Below are 17,587 nucleotides of genomic sequence, written 5' to 3' on the forward strand. Positions count from 1 at the left end.
AAGAAGTTGAAATCGTTGGTATCAAAGAGACTGCCAAGTCTACCTGTACTGGCGTTGAAATGTTCCGCAAACTGCTGGACGAAGGCCGTGCTGGTGAGAACGTTGGTGTTCTGCTGCGTGGTATCAAGCGTGAAGAAATCGAACGTGGTCAGGTACTGGCTAAGCCGGGCTCTATCAAGCCGCACACCAAGTTCGAATCTGAAGTGTACATTCTGTCCAAAGACGAAGGCGGCCGTCATACTCCGTTCTTCAAAGGCTACCGTCCGCAGTTCTACTTCCGTACTACTGACGTGACGGGTACCATCGAACTGCCAGAAGGCGTAGAGATGGTAATGCCGGGCGACAACATCAAAATGGTTGTTACCCTGATCCACCCGATCGCGATGGACGACGGTCTGCGTTTCGCAATCCGTGAAGGCGGCCGTACTGTAGGTGCGGGCGTTGTTGCTAAAGTAATGAGCTAATTATTTATTAATTAGCTTTGAGCTTAAAAAGGGCGCTTAGGCGCCCTTTTTGCTACCTGTGATTTAACCGTTGTCATATTTGTTCGCATTTTTTGTTCATTCTTCCATCGCGTAAATAACGTTGTGCTATTGTAATCATAACTATTCTCATTTACACTTTGCGCAGAAATTGAACGGGAGCGATCATGTACGTTTGTTTGTGTAATGCGATAAGTGATAAAAAAATTCGTCAGGCTGTTCGCCAGTTTCATCCTCAGTCCTTTCAGCAATTACGTAAGTTTATTCCTGTTGGAAATCAGTGCGGTAAGTGTATTCGTGCTGCCCGTGAAGTCATGCAGGATGAATTAACTCAAATGCCAGAATTTAAAGAGATCGCCTAAGTCACACTCTTTTTTTTGACATCCCTGTAGCCCCATCTACGCTCTAAGAGTGGAAGCGGAGGGACTATAAAATGAAAGGTGATGTTAAAATCATAAATTATCTCAATAAACTATTGGGAAATGAGCTTGTCGCAATCAACCAGTATTTTCTCCATGCCCGTATGTTTAAAAACTGGGGGCTGACTCGCCTCAATGATGTTGAGTACCATGAATCAATCGATGAGATGAAACACGCTGATAAATACATTGAGCGTATTTTATTCTTAGAAGGTCTCCCAAACTTACAAGATCTCGGTAAGTTGGGGATTGGTGAAGATGTTGAAGAGATGCTGCAATCAGATCTTCGGCTTGAGCTTGATGGTGCGAAAGATTTACGCGAAGCCATTGCTTATGCCGATAGCGTTCATGACTACGTTAGTCGGGACATGATGATTGAGATCCTGACCGAAGAAGAAGGGCATATCGATTGGCTCGAAACGGAGTTGGATCTGATTGGAAAACTTGGGTTGCAAAACTATCTGCAATCGCAAATTAAGGTCAGCGATTAACCGCCCTGTATCAGATTTAGCCAGCCAACAACAAAACCCGCAGCCGCCAGATATGGCCCAAAAGGCAGCGGGTTTTTTAGTTTCCTTTTTCCATGCGTTATAAATGCTACGCCTGCCATGCAGCAAGCCAGCCCGGCGGCAAGTAAGATCAACAGGGGTAATGAGTCCCATCGATGCCACGCGCCAAGTGCGGCGAGAAATTTTACGTCCCCATAACCTAATCCTTCCTGGTGCCATGCCAGGCGATATCCCCAATAGAACAGAGAAAATACACCATACCCTGCAACGGCACCCCAAAGTGCATCGGACAACTGTAAAGGGTTGCAACATTGATGAAAAAGAAGACCACTCCAGAGAAGAGGGCAGGTGAATTTGTCGGGCAATAGGCCAGTACGCAAATCCTGAACCCCAAGCAGTCCGGATAGAGAGATATAAATCAGCAAAAAGGGAAGTTCAGTATTCATGTCCTAATCCGGTGCGAGAAAGAGGTGACTCTCAGGTAAGTAGCGCTACCTGCACAATGCCCGAATATCCATTTTGCTGACGTCTTTCCAGGGAATTTACGCCGCGTGAAAGTGCATACAAGCAGAGTGGAACAGCACTCGCATCTGCGTAAGAGTGATTAATATCTACGCGGCACTTGCTTAAAACTGAGATTTACGTATAATGCGCGGGCTTGTCTAATATTGACAGCGGTTCGATATGAGCCACCGGTACTGCGAAAGCAATACCAGACAATGTTCCCAATTGGGGAACTCTGTAAGAACGGTTACACTCTCCCATCAATCGTAATGGGTTTGAGGAGTAACTATTTCGTCTATAAAATAATTGGAGCTCTGGTCTCATGCAGAACCAAAGAATCCGTATCCGTTTGAAAGCGTTTGATCATCGTCTGATCGATCAATCAACCGCGGAAATCGTCGAGACTGCCAAGCGCACTGGTGCGCAGGTTCGTGGTCCGATCCCGCTGCCGACCCGCAAAGAGCGTTTCACCGTTCTGATCTCCCCGCACGTCAACAAAGACGCGCGTGATCAGTACGAGATCCGTACTCACAAGCGTCTGGTTGACATCGTTGAGCCAACTGAAAAAACCGTTGATGCTCTGATGCGTCTGGACCTGGCTGCCGGTGTAGACGTGCAGATCAGCCTGGGTTAATCAGGTCATCGAGCGATTGAGAGGTTGATACAATGATTGGTTTAGTCGGTAAAAAAGTGGGTATGACCCGCATCTTCACTGAAGATGGCGTATCTATCCCAGTAACCGTTATCGAAGTTGAAGCAAACCGCGTTACTCAGGTTAAAGATCTGGCTAACGATGGCTATCGCGCTGTTCAGGTTACCACCGGTGCTAAAAAAGCTAACCGCGTAACTAAGCCGGAAGCTGGCCACTTTGCTAAAGCTGGCGTAGAAGCTGGCCGCGGCCTGTGGGAGTTCCGTCTGGCAGATGGTGAAGAATACACCGTTGGTCAGAACATTAGCGTTGAACTGTTTGCTGACGTTAAAAAAGTTGACGTAACCGGTACCTCTAAAGGTAAAGGTTTCGCTGGTACCGTTAAGCGCTGGAACTTCCGTACCCAGGACGCGACTCACGGTAACTCCTTGTCTCACCGCGTTCCGGGTTCTATCGGTCAGAACCAGACTCCGGGCAAAGTGTTCAAAGGCAAGAAAATGGCAGGTCAGCTGGGCAACGAACGTGTCACTGTTCAGAGCCTGGACGTAGTACGTGTTGACGCTGAGCGCAACCTGCTGCTGGTTAAAGGTGGTGTTCCGGGTGCGACCGGTTGCGACCTGATCGTTAAACCAGCTGTGAAGGCGTAAGGGGATAGCAATGGAATTAGTATTGAAAGACGCGCAGAGCGCGCTGACTGTTTCCGAAACTACCTTCGGTCGTGATTTCAACGAAGCGCTGGTTCACCAGGTTGTTGTTGCTTATGCAGCTGGTGCTCGTCAGGGTACTCGTGCTCAGAAGACTCGTGCTGAAGTAACTGGTTCAGGCAAAAAGCCGTGGCGCCAGAAAGGTACCGGCCGTGCGCGTTCAGGTTCTATCAAGAGCCCGATCTGGCGTTCAGGTGGCGTGACCTTCGCTGCTCGCCCGCAGGACCACAGTCAAAAAGTTAACAAAAAGATGTACCGCGGCGCGCTGAAAAGCATTCTGTCCGAACTGGTACGTCAGGATCGTCTGATCGTTGTCGAATCATTCTCTGTAGAAGCGCCTAAAACTAAGCTGCTGGCACAGAAACTGAAAGACATGGCTCTGGAAGATGTGCTGATCATCACCGGTGAGCTGGACGAGAACCTGTTCCTGGCTGCGCGCAACCTGCACAAGGTTGACGTACGCGATGCAACTGGTATCGACCCGGTTAGCCTGATCGCCTTCGACAAAGTCGTAATGACTGCTGATGCTGTTAAGCAAGTTGAGGAGATGCTGGCATGATTCGTGAAGAACGTCTGCTGAAAGTGCTGCGCGCACCGCACGTTTCTGAAAAAGCGTCTACTGCGATGGAAAAAACTAACACCATCGTTCTCAAAGTTGCTAAAGACGCGACCAAAGCAGAAATCAAAGCTGCTGTGCAGAAACTGTTTGAAGTCGAAGTCGAAGTCGTTAACACCCTGGTAGTTAAAGGGAAAGTTAAACGTCACGGACAGCGTATCGGTCGTCGTAGCGACTGGAAAAAAGCTTACGTCACCCTGAAGGAAGGCCAGAATCTGGACTTCGTCGGCGGCGCTGAGTAAGTCGGAGGAGTAATACAATGGCAGTTGTTAAATGTAAACCGACATCTCCGGGTCGTCGCCACGTTGTTAAAGTGGTCAACCCAGAGCTGCACAAGGGCAAACCTTTTGCTCCGCTGGTTGAAAAAAACAGCAAATCCGGTGGTCGTAACAACAATGGCCGCATCACCACTCGTCACATCGGTGGTGGTCACAAGCAGGCTTATCGTATTGTTGACTTCAAACGCAACAAAGACGGTATCCCGGCAGTTGTTGAACGTCTTGAGTACGATCCGAACCGTTCCGCGAACATCGCGCTGGTTCTGTACAAAGACGGTGAACGCCGTTACATTCTGGCCCCTAAAGGCCTGAAAGCTGGCGACCAGGTTCAATCTGGCGTTGATGCTGCAATCAAAGCAGGTAACACCCTGCCGATGCGCAATATCCCGGTTGGTTCTACCGTTCATAACGTAGAAATGAAACCAGGTAAAGGCGGTCAGCTGGCACGTTCCGCTGGTACTTACGTTCAGATCGTTGCTCGTGATGGTGCTTATGTCACCCTGCGTCTGCGTTCTGGTGAAATGCGTAAAGTCGAAGCAGACTGCCGTGCAACTCTGGGCGAAGTTGGCAATGCTGAGCATATGCTGCGCGTTCTGGGTAAAGCAGGTGCTGCACGCTGGCGTGGTGTTCGTCCTACCGTTCGCGGTACTGCGATGAACCCAGTCGACCACCCACATGGTGGTGGTGAAGGTCGTAACTTTGGTAAGCACCCGGTAACTCCGTGGGGCGTTCAGACCAAAGGTAAGAAGACCCGCAGCAACAAGCGTACTGATAAATTCATCGTACGTCGCCGTAGCAAATAATTTTAGAGGATAAGCCATGCCACGTTCTCTCAAGAAAGGTCCTTTTATTGACCTGCACTTGCTGAAGAAGGTAGAGAAAGCGGTGGAAAGCGGAGACAAGAAGCCCCTGCGCACTTGGTCCCGTCGTTCAACGATCTTTCCTAACATGATCGGTTTGACCATCGCTGTCCATAATGGTCGTCAGCACGTTCCGGTATTTGTTTCCGACGAAATGGTCGGTCACAAACTGGGTGAATTCGCACCGACTCGTACTTATCGCGGCCACGCTGCTGATAAAAAAGCGAAGAAGAAATAAGGTAGGAGGAAGAGATGGAAACTTTAGCTCAACATCGCCATGCTCGTTCTTCTGCTCAGAAGGTTCGCCTTGTTGCAGACCTGATTCGCGGTAAGAAAGTGTCGCAGGCCCTTGATATTCTGACCTACACCAATAAGAAAGCGGCTGTACTGGTTAAGAAAGTCCTGGAATCTGCCATTGCTAACGCTGAACACAACGATGGCGCTGACATTGACGATCTGAAAGTTACGAAAATTTTCGTAGACGAAGGCCCGAGCATGAAGCGCATTATGCCGCGTGCAAAAGGTCGTGCAGATCGCATCCTGAAGCGCACCAGCCACATTACTGTGGTTGTGTCCGATCGCTGAGACTCTGGAGACTAGCAATGGGTCAGAAAGTACATCCTAATGGTATTCGCCTGGGTATTGTAAAACCATGGAACTCAACCTGGTTTGCGAACACCAAAGAATTCGCTGACAACCTGGACAGCGATTTTAAAGTACGTCAGTACCTGACTAAGGAACTGGCTAAAGCGTCTGTATCTCGTATCGTTATCGAGCGTCCGGCTAAGAGCATCCGTGTGACCATTCACACTGCTCGCCCGGGTATCGTTATCGGTAAGAAAGGCGAAGACGTAGAAAAACTGCGCAAAGTCGTAGCGGATATTGCTGGCGTTCCTGCTCAGATCAATATCGCCGAAGTGCGTAAGCCTGAACTGGACGCAAAATTAGTTGCTGACAGCATCACTTCTCAGCTGGAACGTCGCGTTATGTTCCGTCGTGCTATGAAGCGTGCTGTACAGAACGCAATGCGTCTGGGCGCTAAAGGTATTAAAGTTGAAGTTAGCGGCCGTCTGGGCGGCGCGGAAATCGCTCGTACCGAATGGTACCGTGAAGGTCGCGTTCCTCTGCACACTCTGCGTGCTGACATCGACTACAACACCTCTGAAGCGCACACCACTTACGGTGTAATCGGCGTTAAAGTGTGGATCTTCAAAGGCGAGATCCTGGGTGGTATGGCTGCTGTTGAACAACCGGAAAAACCGGCTGCGCAACCTAAAAAGCAGCAGCGTAAAGGCCGTAAATAAGGAGCGTCGCTGATGTTACAACCAAAGCGTACAAAATTCCGTAAAATGCACAAAGGCCGTAACCGCGGTCTGGCGCAGGGTACGGATGTTAGCTTCGGCAGCTTCGGTCTGAAAGCTGTTGGCCGTGGTCGTCTGACTGCCCGTCAGATCGAAGCAGCACGTCGTGCTATGACCCGTGCAGTTAAGCGTCAAGGTAAGATCTGGATCCGTGTATTCCCGGACAAACCGATCACTGAAAAGCCGCTGGCAGTGCGTATGGGTAAAGGTAAAGGTAACGTAGAGTATTGGGTTGCCTTGATTCAGCCGGGTAAAGTCCTGTATGAAATGGACGGCGTACCGGAAGAGCTGGCCCGTGAAGCATTCAAGCTGGCAGCAGCGAAACTGCCGATTAAAACCACCTTTGTAACTAAGACGGTGATGTAATGAAAGCAAAAGAGCTGCGTGAGAAGAGTGTTGAAGAGCTGAACACCGAGCTGCTGAATCTGCTGCGTGAGCAGTTCAACCTGCGTATGCAGGCTGCAAGTGGCCAGCTGCAACAGTCTCACCTGTTGAAGCAAGTGCGTCGTGATGTCGCACGCGTTAAGACTTTACTGACTGAGAAGGCGGGTGCGTAATGACCGATAAAATCCGTACTCTGCAAGGTCGCGTTGTTAGCGATAAAATGGAGAAATCCATTGTTGTTGCTATCGAACGTTTTGTGAAACACCCGATCTACGGTAAATTCATTAAGCGTACGACCAAACTGCACGTACATGACGAGAACAACGAATGCGGTACTGGTGACGTGGTTGAAATCCGCGAATGCCGTCCGCTGTCCAAGACTAAGTCCTGGACGCTGGTTCGCGTTGTAGAGAAAGCTGTTCTGTAATACAGTAGGCATTCTCAACGAATAAACGGCTCAGCGATGAGCCGTTTATTTTTTCTACCCATATCGTTTAAGCGGTGTTATAATGCCGCGCCCCCGATATGGGGCTTTTTTAACGACCTGATTTTCGGGTCTCAGTAGTAGTTGACATTAGCGGAGCACTAAAATGATCCAAGAACAGACTATGCTGAACGTCGCCGACAACTCCGGTGCACGTCGCGTAATGTGTATCAAGGTTCTGGGTGGCTCGCACCGTCGCTACGCAGGCGTCGGCGATATCATCAAGATCACCATCAAGGAAGCAATTCCACGTGGTAAGGTCAAAAAAGGTGATGTGCTGAAGGCGGTAGTGGTGCGCACCAAGAAGGGTGTTCGTCGCCCGGACGGTTCTGTCATTCGCTTCGATGGTAATGCATGCGTTATTTTAAACAATAACAGCGAGCAACCTATCGGTACGCGTATTTTTGGGCCGGTAACTCGTGAACTTCGTAACGAGAAGTTCATGAAAATTATCTCTCTGGCACCAGAAGTACTCTAAGGAGCGAATCATGGCAGCGAAGATCCGTCGTGATGACGAAGTTATCGTGTTAACCGGTAAAGATAAAGGTAAACGCGGTAAAGTAAAAAATGTCCTGTCTTCCGGCAAGGTCATTGTTGAAGGTATCAACCTGGTTAAGAAACATCAGAAGCCGGTTCCGGCCCTGAACCAACCAGGCGGCATCGTAGAGAAAGAAGCAGCTATTCAGATCTCTAACCTTGCTATCTTCAACGCGGCAACCGGCAAGGCTGACCGTGTAGGCTTTAGATTCGAAGACGGTAAAAAAGTCCGTTTCTTTAAATCTAACAGCGAAACTATCAAGTAATTTGGAGTAGTACGATGGCGAAACTGCATGATTACTACAAAGACGAAGTAGTCGCTAAACTCATGTCTGAGTTTAACTACAATTCTGTCATGCAAGTCCCTCGGGTCGAGAAGATCACCCTGAACATGGGTGTTGGTGAAGCGATCGCTGACAAGAAACTGCTGGATAACGCAGCAGCTGACCTGACAGCAATCTCCGGTCAAAAACCGCTGATCACCAAAGCACGCAAATCTGTTGCAGGCTTCAAAATCCGTCAGGGCTATCCGATCGGCTGTAAAGTAACTCTGCGTGGCGAACGCATGTGGGAGTTCTTTGAGCGCCTGATCACTATTGCTGTTCCACGTATCCGTGACTTCCGTGGCTTGTCCGCTAAGTCTTTCGACGGTCGTGGTAACTACAGCATGGGTGTCCGTGAGCAGATCATCTTCCCAGAAATCGACTACGATAAAGTCGACCGCGTGCGTGGTTTGGATATTACCATTACCACTACTGCGAAATCTGACGAAGAAGGCCGTGCTCTGCTGGCTGCCTTTGACTTCCCGTTCCGCAAGTAAGGTAGGGTTACTGAATGGCTAAGCAATCAATGAAAGCACGCGAAGTAAAGCGCGTAGCTTTAGCTGATAAGTACTTCGCAAAACGCGCTGAACTGAAAGCTATTATCTCTGATGTGAACGCGACCGACGAAGATCGTTGGAACGCAGTTCTCAAGCTGCAGTCTCTGCCGCGTGATTCCAGCCCGTCCCGTCAGCGTAACCGCTGCCGTCAAACAGGTCGTCCGCATGGCTATGTGGGCAAGTTCGGGTTGAGCCGTATCAAACTGCGTGAAGCCGCCATGCGCGGTGAAGTACCAGGCTTGAAAAAGGCTAGCTGGTAATTACCAATTGAATCACGGGAGTAAAGACAGATGAGCATGCAAGATCCGATCGCGGATATGCTGACCCGTATCCGTAACGGTCAGGCCGCGAATAAAGCTGCGGTCACCATGCCTTCCTCCAAGCTGAAAGTGGCAATTGCCAACGTGCTGAAGGAAGAAGGTTTTATTGAAGATTTTAAAGTTGAAGGCGACACCAAGCCGGAACTGGAACTTACTCTCAAGTATTTCCAGGGTAAAGCTGTTGTAGAAAGCATTCAGCGTGTCAGTCGCCCAGGTCTGCGCATTTATAAGCGTAAAGACGAGCTGCCGAAAGTTATGGCTGGCATGGGTATCGCAGTTGTTTCTACCTCTAAAGGTGTTATGACTGATCGTGCAGCGCGCCAGGCTGGTCTTGGTGGCGAAATTATCTGCTACGTAGCCTAATCGGAGGAAAAAATGTCTCGTGTTGCTAAAGCACCGGTCGTTATTCCTGCCGGCGTTGATGTAAAAATCAACGGTCAGGTTATTACGATCAAAGGTAAAAACGGCGAGCTGACTCGTACTCTCAACGATGCTGTTGCAGTAAATCATGCAGATAATGCACTGACCTTCGGTCCGCGTGATGGTTACGCTGATGGATGGGCTCAGGCTGGTACCGCGCGTGCCCTGCTGAATGCAATGGTTGTCGGTGTTACCGAAGGCTTCACTAAGAAGCTGCAGCTGGTTGGTGTAGGTTATCGTGCAGCGGTCAAAGGGAATGTAGTAAACCTTGCTTTAGGTTTCTCTCACCCAGTTGATCATCAGCTGCCGGCAGGTATCACTGCAGAATGTCCGACTCAGACTGAAATCGTGCTGAAAGGCGCTGATAAACAGCTGATCGGTCAGGTTGCAGCAGATCTGCGCGCCTACCGTCGTCCTGAGCCTTACAAAGGCAAGGGTGTTCGTTACGCCGACGAAGTCGTGCGTACCAAAGAGGCTAAGAAGAAGTAAGGTAACACTATGGATAAGAAATCTGCTCGTATCCGTCGTGCGACCCGCGCACGCCGCAAGCTCAAAGAGCTGGGCGCAACTCGCCTGGTGGTACATCGTACCCCGCGTCATATTTACGCACAGGTAATTGCACCGAACGGTTCTGAAGTTCTGGTAGCTGCTTCTACTGTAGAAAAAGCTATTGCTGAACAACTGAAGTACACCGGTAACAAAGACGCTGCAGCAGCTGTGGGTAAAGCTGTCGCCGAACGCGCTCTGGAAAAAGGCATCAAAGATGTGTCCTTTGACCGTTCCGGGTTCCAATATCATGGTCGTGTCCAGGCACTGGCAGATGCTGCCCGTGAAGCTGGCCTTCAGTTCTAAGGTAGAGGTGTAAGATGGCTCACATCGAAAAACAAGCTGGCGAACTGCAGGAAAAGCTGATCGCGGTAAACCGCGTATCTAAAACCGTTAAAGGTGGTCGTATTTTCTCCTTCACAGCTCTGACTGTAGTTGGCGATGGTAACGGTCGCGTTGGTTTTGGTTACGGTAAAGCGCGTGAAGTTCCAGCAGCGATCCAGAAAGCGATGGAAAAAGCCCGTCGCAATATGATTAACGTCGCGCTGAACCACGGCACCCTGCAGCACCCGGTTAAGGGTACTCATACGGGTTCTCGTGTATTCATGCAGCCGGCTTCCGAAGGTACCGGTATCATCGCCGGTGGTGCAATGCGCGCCGTTCTGGAAGTCGCTGGAGTTCGTAACGTTCTGGCTAAAGCGTATGGTTCCACCAACCCGATTAACGTGGTTCGTGCAACTATCGACGGTCTGGAAAATATGAAATCTCCGGAAATGGTCGCTGCCAAGCGTGGTAAATCCGTTGAAGAAATTCTGGGGAAATAAACCATGGCAAAGACTATTAAAATTACTCAAACCCGCAGTGCAATCGGTCGTCTGCCGAAACACAAGGCAACGCTGCTTGGCCTGGGTCTGCGTCGTATTGGTCACACCGTAGAGCGCGAGGATACTCCTGCTGTTCGTGGTATGGTCAACGCGGTTTCCTTCATGGTTAAAGTTGAGGAGTAAGAGATGCGTTTAAATACTCTGTCTCCGGCCGAAGGCTCCAAAAAGGCGGGTAAACGCCTGGGTCGTGGTATCGGTTCTGGCCTCGGTAAAACCGGTGGTCGTGGTCACAAAGGTCAGAAGTCTCGTTCTGGCGGTGGCGTACGTCGCGGTTTCGAGGGTGGTCAGATGCCTCTGTACCGTCGTCTGCCGAAATTCGGCTTCACTTCACGTAAAGCAGCGATTACAGCCGAAGTTCGTCTGTCTGACCTGGCTAAAGTTGAAGGCGGTGTTGTAGACCTGAACACGCTGAAAGCGGCTAACATTATCGGTATCCAGATCGAGTTCGCGAAAGTGATCCTGGCTGGTGAAGTAACGACTCCGGTAACTGTTCGTGGCCTGCGTGTTACTAAAGGCGCTCGTGCTGCTATCGAAGCTGCTGGCGGTAAAATCGAGGAATAAGTAGCAGATGGCTAAACAACCGGGATTAGATTTTCAAAGTGCCAAAGGTGGCTTAGGCGAGCTGAAACGCAGACTGCTGTTTGTAATCGGCGCGCTGATTGTGTTCCGTATTGGCTCTTTCATTCCGATCCCTGGTATTGATGCCGCTGTACTTGCCAAACTGCTTGAGCAACAGCGAGGCACCATCATTGAAATGTTTAACATGTTCTCTGGTGGTGCTCTCAGCCGTGCTTCTATCTTTGCTCTGGGGATCATGCCGTATATTTCGGCGTCGATCATTATCCAGCTGCTGACGGTGGTTCATCCAACGCTGGCAGAAATTAAGAAAGAAGGGGAGTCTGGTCGTCGTAAGATCAGCCAGTACACCCGCTACGGTACTCTGGTGCTGGCAATATTCCAGTCGATCGGTATTGCTACCGGTCTCCCGAATATGCCTGGTATGCAGGGCCTGGTAATGAATCCAGGCTTTGCATTCTATTTCACCGCTGTTGTAAGTCTGGTTACAGGGACTATGTTCCTGATGTGGTTGGGTGAACAGATTACTGAACGTGGTATCGGCAACGGTATCTCAATCATTATCTTCGCCGGTATTGTCGCGGGACTCCCGCCAGCCATTGCCCATACTATCGAGCAAGCGCGTCAAGGCGACCTGCACTTCCTCGTGTTGCTGTTGGTTGCAGTATTAGTATTTGCAGTGACGTTCTTTGTTGTATTTGTTGAGCGTGGTCAACGCCGTATTGTGGTAAACTACGCGAAACGTCAGCAAGGTCGTCGTGTCTATGCTGCACAGAGCACACATTTACCGCTGAAAGTGAATATGGCGGGGGTAATCCCGGCAATCTTCGCTTCCAGTATTATTCTGTTCCCAGCAACCATCGCGTCATGGTTCGGGGGCGGGACTGGTTGGAACTGGCTGACAACAATTTCGCTGTATTTGCAGCCTGGGCAACCGCTTTATGTGTTACTCTATGCGTCTGCAATCATCTTCTTCTGTTTCTTCTACACGGCGTTGGTTTTCAACCCGCGTGAAACAGCAGATAACCTGAAGAAGTCCGGTGCATTTGTACCAGGAATTCGTCCGGGAGAGCAAACGGCGAAGTATATCGATAAAGTAATGACCCGCCTGACTTTGGTTGGTGCGCTCTACATTACCTTTATCTGCCTGATCCCGGAGTTCATGCGTGATGCAATGAAAGTACCGTTCTACTTCGGTGGGACCTCACTGCTTATCGTTGTTGTCGTGATTATGGACTTTATGGCTCAAGTGCAAACTCTGATGATGTCTAGTCAGTACGAGTCTGCATTGAAGAAGGCGAATCTGAAAGGCTACGGCCGTTAACAGTCGCCCGAGAAGTTACGGAGAGTAAAAATGAAAGTTCGTGCTTCCGTCAAGAAATTATGCCGTAACTGCAAAATCGTTAAGCGTGATGGTGTCATCCGTGTGATTTGCAGTGCCGAGCCGAAGCATAAACAGCGCCAAGGCTGATTTATTCGCATATTTTTCTTGCAAAGTTGGGTTGAGCTGGCTAGATTAGCCAGCCAATCTTTTGTATGTCTGTGCGTTTCCATTTGAGTATCCTGAAAACGGGCTTTTCAGCATGGTGCGTACATATTAAATAGTAGGAGTGCATAGTGGCCCGTATAGCAGGCATTAACATTCCTGATCAGAAACATGCTGTGATCGCATTAACTTCGATCTACGGCGTCGGCAAGACCCGTTCTAAAGCCATTCTGGCTGCAGCGGGTATCGCTGAAGATGTTAAGATCAGTGAGCTGTCTGAAGAACAAATCGACACGCTGCGTGACGAAGTTGCCAAATTTGTCGTTGAAGGTGATCTGCGCCGTGAAGTTAGCATGAGCATCAAGCGCCTTATGGACCTTGGTTGCTATCGCGGTTTGCGTCATCGTCGTGGTCTCCCGGTTCGCGGTCAGCGTACCAAGACCAACGCACGTACCCGTAAGGGTCCGCGCAAACCGATCAAGAAATAATCGGGGTGATTGAATAATGGCAAAGGCACCAATTCGTGCACGTAAACGTGTAAGAAAACAAGTCTCTGACGGCGTGGCTCATATCCATGCTTCTTTTAACAACACCATCGTTACCATTACTGATCGTCAGGGTAACGCACTGGGTTGGGCAACAGCCGGTGGTTCCGGTTTCCGTGGTTCTCGCAAATCCACTCCGTTTGCAGCTCAGGTTGCAGCAGAGCGTTGCGCTGACGCCGTAAAAGAATACGGTATCAAGAATCTGGAAGTTATGGTCAAAGGACCGGGTCCAGGTCGCGAATCTACTGTTCGTGCTCTGAACGCCGCTGGTTTCCGCATCACTAATATTACTGATGTGACTCCGATCCCTCATAACGGTTGTCGTCCGCCGAAAAAACGTCGCGTATAACGCTGTCGTTTCTAGGATTGTTGGAGAAAGAAAATGGCAAGATATTTGGGTCCTAAGCTCAAGCTGAGCCGTCGTGAGGGCACTGACTTATTCCTTAAGTCTGGCGTTCGCGCGATCGATACCAAGTGTAAAATTGAACAAGCTCCTGGCCAGCACGGTGCGCGTAAACCGCGTCTGTCTGACTATGGTGTGCAGTTGCGTGAAAAGCAAAAAGTTCGCCGTATCTACGGTGTGCTGGAGCGTCAGTTCCGTAACTACTACAAAGAAGCAGCGCGTCTGAAAGGCAACACCGGTGAAAACCTGTTGGGTCTGCTGGAAGGTCGTCTGGACAACGTTGTATACCGTATGGGCTTCGGTGCCACTCGTGCAGAAGCACGTCAGCTGGTCAGCCATAAAGCAATTATGGTAAACGGTCGTGTTGTTAACATCGCTTCTTATCAGGTTAGTCCGAATGACGTTGTTAGCATTCGTGAGAAAGCGAAGAAGCAGTCTCGCGTGAAAGCCGCTCTGGAGCTGGCTGAGCAGCGTGAAAAGCCAACCTGGCTGGAAGTTGATGCTGGCAAGATGGAAGGTACGTTCAAGCGTAAGCCGGAGCGTTCTGATCTGTCTGCGGACATTAACGAACACCTGATCGTCGAGCTTTACTCCAAGTAAAGCTTAGTACCAAAGAGAGGACACAATGCAGGGTTCTGTGACAGAGTTTCTAAAACCGCGCCTGGTAGATATCGAGCAAGTGAGTTCGACGCACGCCAAGGTGACCCTTGAGCCTTTAGAGCGTGGCTTTGGCCATACTTTGGGTAACGCACTGCGCCGTATTCTGCTCTCATCGATGCCGGGTTGCGCGGTGACCGAGGTTGAGATTGATGGTGTACTACATGAGTACAGCACCAAAGAAGGCGTTCAGGAAGATATCCTGGAAATCCTGCTCAACCTGAAAGGGCTGGCGGTGAGAGTTCAGGGTAAAGATGACGTTATTCTTACCTTGAATAAATCTGGCATTGGCCCTGTGACTGCAGCCGACATTACCCATGATGGGGATGTCGAAATCGTCAAGCCACAGCACGTGATCTGCCACCTGACCGATGAGAATGCATCTATTAGCATGCGTATCAAAGTTCAGCGCGGTCGTGGTTATGTGCCGGCTTCTACCCGAATTCATTCGGAAGAAGATGAGCGCCCAATCGGCCGTCTGCTGGTCGACGCATGCTACAGCCCTGTAGAGCGTATTGCCTACAATGTTGAAGCAGCGCGTGTAGAACAGCGTACCGACCTGGACAAGCTGGTCATCGAAATGGAAACCAACGGCACAATCGATCCTGAAGAGGCGATTCGTCGTGCGGCAACCATTCTGGCTGAACAACTGGAAGCTTTCGTTGATTTACGTGATGTACGTCAGCCGGAAGTTAAAGAAGAGAAACCAGAATTCGATCCGATCCTGCTGCGCCCTGTTGACGATCTGGAATTGACTGTCCGCTCTGCTAACTGCCTCAAAGCAGAAGCTATCCACTATATCGGTGATCTGGTACAGCGTACTGAGGTTGAGCTTCTTAAGACGCCTAACCTTGGTAAAAAATCTCTTACCGAGATTAAAGACGTGCTGGCTTCCCGTGGACTGTCTCTGGGCATGCGCCTGGAAAACTGGCCACCGGCAAGCATCGCTGACGAGTAACCGGATCACAGGTTAAGGTTTTACTGAGAAGGATAAGGTCATGCGCCATCGTAAGAGTGGTCGTCAACTGAACCGCAACAGCAGCCATCGCCAGGCTATGTTCCGCAATATGGCAGGTTCACTGGTTCGTCATGAAATCATCAAGACGACTCTGCCGAAAGCGAAAGAGCTGCGTCGCGTAGTTGAGCCGCTGATTACTCTTGCCAAGACTGATAGCGTAGCTAATCGTCGTCTGGCATTCGCCCGCACTCGTGATAACGAGATCGTGGCAAAACTGTTTAACGAGCTGGGCCCGCGTTTCGCGAGCCGCGCCGGTGGTTACACTCGCATTCTGAAGTGTGGCTTCCGTGCAGGTGACAACGCGCCGATGGCATACATCGAGCTGGTTGATCGCTCTGAATCGAAAGCAGAAGCTGCTGCAGAGTAATCTGTAGTAACGTAAAAAAACCCGCCTCGGCGGGTTTTTTTATATCCGCAAGATCCCCACTTATCTACAATATCTGTATTCTTTTTGTTCATCCCCTGGGGTGTCGTATGTGGTTACTGGACCAGTGGGCAGAGCGTCATATCATTGACGCACAATCTAAAGGCGAGTTTGATGATTTACCGGGTACAGGTGAGCCATTGACTCTTGACGATGATTCTCATGTCCCGCCGGAGCTTCGGGCCGGGTACCGTTTATTAAAAAACTCTGGGTGTCTTCCTCCTGAGCTCGAACAACGCAGAGAGGCGATACAGTTGCTTGATATACTTGCAGGTATTCGCCAGGACGATCCTCGTTATCAGGATGTGAGTCGACGTCTGTCGCTACTTGAACTCAAACTTCGTCAGGCCGGACTTAGCACCGAGTTTCTACGTGGTGAATACGCGGATAAACTATTGCATAAAATTAATGATGAATAGCGGAGGAAGTATGTACCGGATTGGTGAATTAGCAAAACTGGCCGACGTGACGCCCGATACTATCCGCTACTATGAAAAGCAGCAGATGATGGAGCATGAAGTACGTACTGAAGGTGGATTTCGACTCTATACAGAAAGTGATCTGCAACGGCTGAAGTTTATTCGTTACGCGCGACAGCTAGGTTTTACGTTGGAGTCTATTCGTGAATTACTTTCGATCCGTGTCGATCCGGAACACCATACCTGTCAGGAATCAAAAGGGATCGTTCAGGATAGATTGCAGGAAGTCGAAGCACGTATAGCCGAACTTCAAACGATGCAACGATCATTGCAGCGATTGAATGATGCATGCTGCGGAAAGGCACACAGCAGCGTCTATTGTTCTATTCTGGAGGCACTTGAACAAGGTGCCAGTGGCACGACAACAGGTTGTTGATTTATTGAACGGGCGGGTCTACACTCGCGGCGTAAATTGTTACCACAAACTGGAGATATTATGAGTCGTTATCAGCACACCAAAGGGCAGATAAAGGACAACGCCATTGAGGCGCTACTGCATGATCCACTTTTCAGGCAGCGTGTTGAGAATAATAAAAAAGGGAAAGGTAGCTATCTGCGTAAAGGTAAACATGGCAATCGGGGTAACTGGGAGGCCAGTGGCAAGAAAGTGAATCACTTTTTTACCACTGGCCTTCTTGTTTTAGTGAGTGTTTAAGAGCGGTTATTCTGTTCTTTCAGCAGGTCACGAATTTCACTTAACAATACTTCCTCTTTAGAAGGAGCCGGCGGTGCTGCAGGTTCTTCCTCTTTTTTACGATTCAGTTTGTTGATCAGTTTGATTGCCATAAAGATAGCAAACGCCACAATAATGAAATCAAAGACGTTCTGAATAAATACACCGTAATGCATAACGACAGCCGGGATGTCTCCCTGCGCATCGCGTAATGTCAAAGCAAACTGTTTAAAATCGATCCCACCAATTAACAACCCCAGTGGCGGCATGATGATATCGGCAACCAGCGATGAAACAATCTTACCGAATGCCGCACCAATAATGACACCCACTGCCAAATCGACAACATTCCCGCGCATCGCGAATTCGCGAAACTCTTTAATAATGCTCATTTTATTCTCCCTATGCAGCTGACGTTTATAAGTTTAACAAATGTTAAGACATTTTCCATTTATGTATTGCTGAAAGGAAAATTTATTAGACCATGAA

General features: G+C 49.5%; 36 protein-coding genes. 34 read left to right on the forward strand and 2 right to left on the reverse strand.

The window, feature by feature from the left end:
• From NNO02_RS15550 to bfr, 3 genes are all read left to right on the forward strand, one after another.
• Positions 1-464 (forward strand): EF-Tu/IF-2/RF-3 family GTPase (locus tag NNO02_RS15550; protein ID WP_271455207.1); only part of this gene is annotated, 464 nt, incomplete at its 5' end.
• Between the two features lie 185 nt (positions 465-649).
• Positions 650-844 carry a bacterioferritin-associated ferredoxin gene (gene bfd / locus NNO02_RS15555; protein WP_003031111.1) on the forward strand — a complete coding sequence of 65 codons (195 nt, stop codon included), beginning with the start codon at positions 650-652 and terminating at the stop codon, positions 842-844.
• 71 nt (positions 845-915) lie between these two features.
• A complete protein-coding gene (gene bfr / locus NNO02_RS15560; protein ID WP_040232010.1) occupies positions 916-1,392 on the forward strand; it encodes a bacterioferritin in 477 nt (158 codons plus the stop codon).
• Here bfr and NNO02_RS15565 read toward each other — a convergent pair.
• Positions 1,389-1,856 (reverse strand): prepilin peptidase, encoded by a 468-nt coding sequence (locus NNO02_RS15565; RefSeq protein ID WP_271455208.1) that lies wholly within the window; start codon positions 1,854-1,856, stop codon positions 1,389-1,391. The two genes, bfr and NNO02_RS15565, sit on opposite strands and share 4 nt — an antisense overlap.
• A gap of 380 nt (positions 1,857-2,236) precedes the next feature.
• Here NNO02_RS15565 and rpsJ point away from each other — a divergent pair, with 380 nt between their 5' ends.
• The 31 genes from rpsJ to arfA all read left to right on the forward strand — a co-directional run bounded on the left by rpsJ (position 2,237) and on the right by arfA (position 17,080).
• A complete protein-coding gene (rpsJ, locus tag NNO02_RS15570) occupies positions 2,237-2,548 on the forward strand; it encodes a 30S ribosomal protein S10 (protein ID WP_001181005.1) in 312 nt (103 codons plus the stop codon).
• A gap of 32 nt (positions 2,549-2,580) precedes the next feature.
• Complete coding sequence (rplC, locus tag NNO02_RS15575) at positions 2,581-3,210, forward strand: 50S ribosomal protein L3 (RefSeq protein ID WP_003031117.1); 630 nt, start codon at positions 2,581-2,583, stop codon at positions 3,208-3,210.
• 10 nt (positions 3,211-3,220) lie between these two features.
• Positions 3,221-3,826, forward strand: coding sequence for a 50S ribosomal protein L4 (gene rplD, locus NNO02_RS15580; RefSeq protein ID WP_003031119.1), 606 nt, complete (start codon positions 3,221-3,223; stop codon positions 3,824-3,826).
• On the forward strand, positions 3,823-4,125 hold the full coding sequence (gene rplW / locus NNO02_RS15585) for a 50S ribosomal protein L23 (protein WP_000617546.1): 303 nt from the start codon (positions 3,823-3,825) through the stop codon (positions 4,123-4,125). The genes rplD and rplW overlap by 4 nt, the downstream gene beginning before the upstream one ends.
• 17 nt (positions 4,126-4,142) lie before the next feature.
• On the forward strand, positions 4,143-4,964 hold the full coding sequence (gene rplB, locus NNO02_RS15590) for a 50S ribosomal protein L2 (protein ID WP_016154746.1): 822 nt from the start codon (positions 4,143-4,145) through the stop codon (positions 4,962-4,964).
• A 16-nt stretch (positions 4,965-4,980) separates the two neighbouring features.
• On the forward strand, positions 4,981-5,259 hold the full coding sequence (gene rpsS / locus NNO02_RS15595) for a 30S ribosomal protein S19 (protein ID WP_001138115.1): 279 nt from the start codon (positions 4,981-4,983) through the stop codon (positions 5,257-5,259).
• A gap of 14 nt (positions 5,260-5,273) precedes the next feature.
• The gene (gene rplV, locus NNO02_RS15600) at positions 5,274-5,606 is read left to right on the forward strand and encodes a 50S ribosomal protein L22 (RefSeq protein ID WP_000448832.1); all 333 of its coding nucleotides are present in this window, start codon (positions 5,274-5,276) and stop codon (positions 5,604-5,606) included.
• Positions 5,607-5,623: 17 nt separating this feature from the next.
• Positions 5,624-6,325 carry a 30S ribosomal protein S3 gene (gene rpsC, locus NNO02_RS15605; RefSeq protein WP_000529945.1) on the forward strand — a complete coding sequence of 234 codons (702 nt, stop codon included), beginning with the start codon at positions 5,624-5,626 and terminating at the stop codon, positions 6,323-6,325.
• 12 nt (positions 6,326-6,337) lie between these two features.
• A complete protein-coding gene (gene rplP, locus NNO02_RS15610; protein WP_000941212.1) occupies positions 6,338-6,748 on the forward strand; it encodes a 50S ribosomal protein L16 in 411 nt (136 codons plus the stop codon).
• Complete coding sequence (gene rpmC / locus NNO02_RS15615) at positions 6,748-6,939, forward strand: 50S ribosomal protein L29 (protein WP_000644742.1); 192 nt, start codon at positions 6,748-6,750, stop codon at positions 6,937-6,939. Before rplP ends, rpmC begins: the two co-directional genes overlap by 1 nt.
• Positions 6,939-7,193, forward strand: coding sequence for a 30S ribosomal protein S17 (gene rpsQ / locus NNO02_RS15620; RefSeq protein WP_003031120.1), 255 nt, complete (start codon positions 6,939-6,941; stop codon positions 7,191-7,193). The genes rpmC and rpsQ overlap by 1 nt, the downstream gene beginning before the upstream one ends.
• Before the next feature lie 163 nt (positions 7,194-7,356).
• Positions 7,357-7,728 (forward strand): 50S ribosomal protein L14, encoded by a 372-nt coding sequence (rplN, locus tag NNO02_RS15625; protein ID WP_000613954.1) that lies wholly within the window; start codon positions 7,357-7,359, stop codon positions 7,726-7,728.
• Between the two features lie 10 nt (positions 7,729-7,738).
• Positions 7,739-8,053 (forward strand): 50S ribosomal protein L24, encoded by a 315-nt coding sequence (gene rplX / locus NNO02_RS15630; protein WP_003031122.1) that lies wholly within the window; start codon positions 7,739-7,741, stop codon positions 8,051-8,053.
• 14 nt (positions 8,054-8,067) lie between these two features.
• Positions 8,068-8,607: a 50S ribosomal protein L5 gene (rplE, locus tag NNO02_RS15635; RefSeq protein WP_064541635.1), complete on the forward strand. Its 540-nt coding sequence runs from the start codon at positions 8,068-8,070 to the stop codon at positions 8,605-8,607.
• A 14-nt stretch (positions 8,608-8,621) separates the two neighbouring features.
• Positions 8,622-8,927 (forward strand): 30S ribosomal protein S14, encoded by a 306-nt coding sequence (rpsN, locus tag NNO02_RS15640; RefSeq protein ID WP_003031125.1) that lies wholly within the window; start codon positions 8,622-8,624, stop codon positions 8,925-8,927.
• A 30-nt stretch (positions 8,928-8,957) separates the two neighbouring features.
• Positions 8,958-9,350 carry a 30S ribosomal protein S8 gene (gene rpsH / locus NNO02_RS15645; protein WP_003031127.1) on the forward strand — a complete coding sequence of 131 codons (393 nt, stop codon included), beginning with the start codon at positions 8,958-8,960 and terminating at the stop codon, positions 9,348-9,350.
• A 12-nt stretch (positions 9,351-9,362) separates the two neighbouring features.
• Positions 9,363-9,896, forward strand: a complete 534-nt coding sequence (gene rplF / locus NNO02_RS15650; protein WP_006687355.1) for a 50S ribosomal protein L6 — start codon at positions 9,363-9,365, stop codon at positions 9,894-9,896.
• A 9-nt stretch (positions 9,897-9,905) separates the two neighbouring features.
• Positions 9,906-10,259 (forward strand): 50S ribosomal protein L18, encoded by a 354-nt coding sequence (gene rplR, locus NNO02_RS15655; protein ID WP_000358956.1) that lies wholly within the window; start codon positions 9,906-9,908, stop codon positions 10,257-10,259.
• Positions 10,260-10,273: 14 nt separating this feature from the next.
• Positions 10,274-10,777: a 30S ribosomal protein S5 gene (gene rpsE / locus NNO02_RS15660; RefSeq protein WP_003031131.1), complete on the forward strand. Its 504-nt coding sequence runs from the start codon at positions 10,274-10,276 to the stop codon at positions 10,775-10,777.
• Between the two features lie 3 nt (positions 10,778-10,780).
• A complete protein-coding gene (rpmD, locus tag NNO02_RS15665; RefSeq protein ID WP_001140434.1) occupies positions 10,781-10,960 on the forward strand; it encodes a 50S ribosomal protein L30 in 180 nt (59 codons plus the stop codon).
• Positions 10,961-10,963: 3 nt separating this feature from the next.
• Complete coding sequence (gene rplO, locus NNO02_RS15670) at positions 10,964-11,398, forward strand: 50S ribosomal protein L15 (RefSeq protein WP_001238917.1); 435 nt, start codon at positions 10,964-10,966, stop codon at positions 11,396-11,398.
• 7 nt (positions 11,399-11,405) lie between these two features.
• Complete coding sequence (gene secY / locus NNO02_RS15675) at positions 11,406-12,737, forward strand: preprotein translocase subunit SecY (RefSeq protein WP_001118864.1); 1,332 nt, start codon at positions 11,406-11,408, stop codon at positions 12,735-12,737.
• 30 nt (positions 12,738-12,767) lie between these two features.
• Positions 12,768-12,884 carry a 50S ribosomal protein L36 gene (rpmJ, locus tag NNO02_RS15680; protein ID WP_000868187.1) on the forward strand — a complete coding sequence of 39 codons (117 nt, stop codon included), beginning with the start codon at positions 12,768-12,770 and terminating at the stop codon, positions 12,882-12,884.
• Between the two features lie 146 nt (positions 12,885-13,030).
• Positions 13,031-13,387, forward strand: coding sequence for a 30S ribosomal protein S13 (gene rpsM / locus NNO02_RS15685; RefSeq protein ID WP_003031135.1), 357 nt, complete (start codon positions 13,031-13,033; stop codon positions 13,385-13,387).
• Between the two features lie 16 nt (positions 13,388-13,403).
• Positions 13,404-13,793, forward strand: a complete 390-nt coding sequence (gene rpsK, locus NNO02_RS15690) for a 30S ribosomal protein S11 (protein ID WP_260861814.1) — start codon at positions 13,404-13,406, stop codon at positions 13,791-13,793.
• A gap of 33 nt (positions 13,794-13,826) precedes the next feature.
• Entirely contained in the window at positions 13,827-14,447 is a 621-nt protein-coding gene (gene rpsD / locus NNO02_RS15695) for a 30S ribosomal protein S4 (protein WP_003031138.1), read from the forward strand.
• A gap of 25 nt (positions 14,448-14,472) precedes the next feature.
• Positions 14,473-15,462 carry a DNA-directed RNA polymerase subunit alpha gene (locus NNO02_RS15700; RefSeq protein WP_003031139.1) on the forward strand — a complete coding sequence of 330 codons (990 nt, stop codon included), beginning with the start codon at positions 14,473-14,475 and terminating at the stop codon, positions 15,460-15,462.
• Positions 15,463-15,502: 40 nt separating this feature from the next.
• Positions 15,503-15,889, forward strand: a complete 387-nt coding sequence (gene rplQ / locus NNO02_RS15705) for a 50S ribosomal protein L17 (RefSeq protein WP_001216372.1) — start codon at positions 15,503-15,505, stop codon at positions 15,887-15,889.
• A 107-nt stretch (positions 15,890-15,996) separates the two neighbouring features.
• Entirely contained in the window at positions 15,997-16,365 is a 369-nt protein-coding gene (locus tag NNO02_RS15710; protein ID WP_271450467.1) for a DUF1992 domain-containing protein, read from the forward strand.
• Positions 16,366-16,375: 10 nt separating this feature from the next.
• The gene (gene zntR, locus NNO02_RS15715) at positions 16,376-16,801 is read left to right on the forward strand and encodes a Zn(2+)-responsive transcriptional regulator (protein ID WP_271442360.1); all 426 of its coding nucleotides are present in this window, start codon (positions 16,376-16,378) and stop codon (positions 16,799-16,801) included.
• Between the two features lie 60 nt (positions 16,802-16,861).
• The gene (gene arfA, locus NNO02_RS15720) at positions 16,862-17,080 is read left to right on the forward strand and encodes an alternative ribosome-rescue factor ArfA (protein WP_271455209.1); all 219 of its coding nucleotides are present in this window, start codon (positions 16,862-16,864) and stop codon (positions 17,078-17,080) included.
• Here the strand turns inward: arfA and mscL are convergent.
• On the reverse strand, positions 17,077-17,490 hold the full coding sequence (mscL, locus tag NNO02_RS15725; RefSeq protein ID WP_137383643.1) for a large-conductance mechanosensitive channel protein MscL: 414 nt from the start codon (positions 17,488-17,490) through the stop codon (positions 17,077-17,079). The genes arfA and mscL overlap by 4 nt on opposite strands.
• Between the last annotated feature and the right edge of the window lie 97 nt (positions 17,491-17,587).

It is taken from the genome of Citrobacter sp. Awk 2, from assembly GCF_028069815.1.
GTDB lineage: Bacteria > Pseudomonadota > Gammaproteobacteria > Enterobacterales > Enterobacteriaceae > Citrobacter.

Bases quoted from the DNA above. Each gene is read 5' to 3' on its own strand.
- bfd (WP_003031111.1), top strand. From the start codon at position 650: ATGTACGTTTGTTTGTGTAATGCGATAAGTGATAAAAAAATTCGTCAG.
- bfr (WP_040232010.1), top strand. From the start codon at position 916: ATGAAAGGTGATGTTAAAATCATAAATTATCTCAATAAACTATTGGGA.
- NNO02_RS15565 (WP_271455208.1), bottom strand. From the start codon at position 1,856: ATGAATACTGAACTTCCCTTTTTGCTGATTTATATCTCTCTATCCGGA.
- rpsJ (WP_001181005.1), top strand. From the start codon at position 2,237: ATGCAGAACCAAAGAATCCGTATCCGTTTGAAAGCGTTTGATCATCGT.
- rplC (WP_003031117.1), top strand. From the start codon at position 2,581: ATGATTGGTTTAGTCGGTAAAAAAGTGGGTATGACCCGCATCTTCACT.
- rplD (WP_003031119.1), top strand. From the start codon at position 3,221: ATGGAATTAGTATTGAAAGACGCGCAGAGCGCGCTGACTGTTTCCGAA.
- rplW (WP_000617546.1), top strand. From the start codon at position 3,823: ATGATTCGTGAAGAACGTCTGCTGAAAGTGCTGCGCGCACCGCACGTT.
- rplB (WP_016154746.1), top strand. From the start codon at position 4,143: ATGGCAGTTGTTAAATGTAAACCGACATCTCCGGGTCGTCGCCACGTT.
- rpsS (WP_001138115.1), top strand. From the start codon at position 4,981: ATGCCACGTTCTCTCAAGAAAGGTCCTTTTATTGACCTGCACTTGCTG.
- rplV (WP_000448832.1), top strand. From the start codon at position 5,274: ATGGAAACTTTAGCTCAACATCGCCATGCTCGTTCTTCTGCTCAGAAG.
- rpsC (WP_000529945.1), top strand. From the start codon at position 5,624: ATGGGTCAGAAAGTACATCCTAATGGTATTCGCCTGGGTATTGTAAAA.
- rplP (WP_000941212.1), top strand. From the start codon at position 6,338: ATGTTACAACCAAAGCGTACAAAATTCCGTAAAATGCACAAAGGCCGT.
- rpmC (WP_000644742.1), top strand. From the start codon at position 6,748: ATGAAAGCAAAAGAGCTGCGTGAGAAGAGTGTTGAAGAGCTGAACACC.
- rpsQ (WP_003031120.1), top strand. From the start codon at position 6,939: ATGACCGATAAAATCCGTACTCTGCAAGGTCGCGTTGTTAGCGATAAA.
- rplN (WP_000613954.1), top strand. From the start codon at position 7,357: ATGATCCAAGAACAGACTATGCTGAACGTCGCCGACAACTCCGGTGCA.
- rplX (WP_003031122.1), top strand. From the start codon at position 7,739: ATGGCAGCGAAGATCCGTCGTGATGACGAAGTTATCGTGTTAACCGGT.
- rplE (WP_064541635.1), top strand. From the start codon at position 8,068: ATGGCGAAACTGCATGATTACTACAAAGACGAAGTAGTCGCTAAACTC.
- rpsN (WP_003031125.1), top strand. From the start codon at position 8,622: ATGGCTAAGCAATCAATGAAAGCACGCGAAGTAAAGCGCGTAGCTTTA.
- rpsH (WP_003031127.1), top strand. From the start codon at position 8,958: ATGAGCATGCAAGATCCGATCGCGGATATGCTGACCCGTATCCGTAAC.
- rplF (WP_006687355.1), top strand. From the start codon at position 9,363: ATGTCTCGTGTTGCTAAAGCACCGGTCGTTATTCCTGCCGGCGTTGAT.
- rplR (WP_000358956.1), top strand. From the start codon at position 9,906: ATGGATAAGAAATCTGCTCGTATCCGTCGTGCGACCCGCGCACGCCGC.
- rpsE (WP_003031131.1), top strand. From the start codon at position 10,274: ATGGCTCACATCGAAAAACAAGCTGGCGAACTGCAGGAAAAGCTGATC.
- rpmD (WP_001140434.1), top strand. From the start codon at position 10,781: ATGGCAAAGACTATTAAAATTACTCAAACCCGCAGTGCAATCGGTCGT.
- rplO (WP_001238917.1), top strand. From the start codon at position 10,964: ATGCGTTTAAATACTCTGTCTCCGGCCGAAGGCTCCAAAAAGGCGGGT.
- secY (WP_001118864.1), top strand. From the start codon at position 11,406: ATGGCTAAACAACCGGGATTAGATTTTCAAAGTGCCAAAGGTGGCTTA.
- rpmJ (WP_000868187.1), top strand. From the start codon at position 12,768: ATGAAAGTTCGTGCTTCCGTCAAGAAATTATGCCGTAACTGCAAAATC.
- rpsK (WP_260861814.1), top strand. From the start codon at position 13,404: ATGGCAAAGGCACCAATTCGTGCACGTAAACGTGTAAGAAAACAAGTC.
- rpsD (WP_003031138.1), top strand. From the start codon at position 13,827: ATGGCAAGATATTTGGGTCCTAAGCTCAAGCTGAGCCGTCGTGAGGGC.
- NNO02_RS15700 (WP_003031139.1), top strand. From the start codon at position 14,473: ATGCAGGGTTCTGTGACAGAGTTTCTAAAACCGCGCCTGGTAGATATC.
- rplQ (WP_001216372.1), top strand. From the start codon at position 15,503: ATGCGCCATCGTAAGAGTGGTCGTCAACTGAACCGCAACAGCAGCCAT.
- NNO02_RS15710 (WP_271450467.1), top strand. From the start codon at position 15,997: ATGTGGTTACTGGACCAGTGGGCAGAGCGTCATATCATTGACGCACAA.
- zntR (WP_271442360.1), top strand. From the start codon at position 16,376: ATGTACCGGATTGGTGAATTAGCAAAACTGGCCGACGTGACGCCCGAT.
- arfA (WP_271455209.1), top strand. From the start codon at position 16,862: ATGAGTCGTTATCAGCACACCAAAGGGCAGATAAAGGACAACGCCATT.
- mscL (WP_137383643.1), bottom strand. From the start codon at position 17,490: ATGAGCATTATTAAAGAGTTTCGCGAATTCGCGATGCGCGGGAATGTT.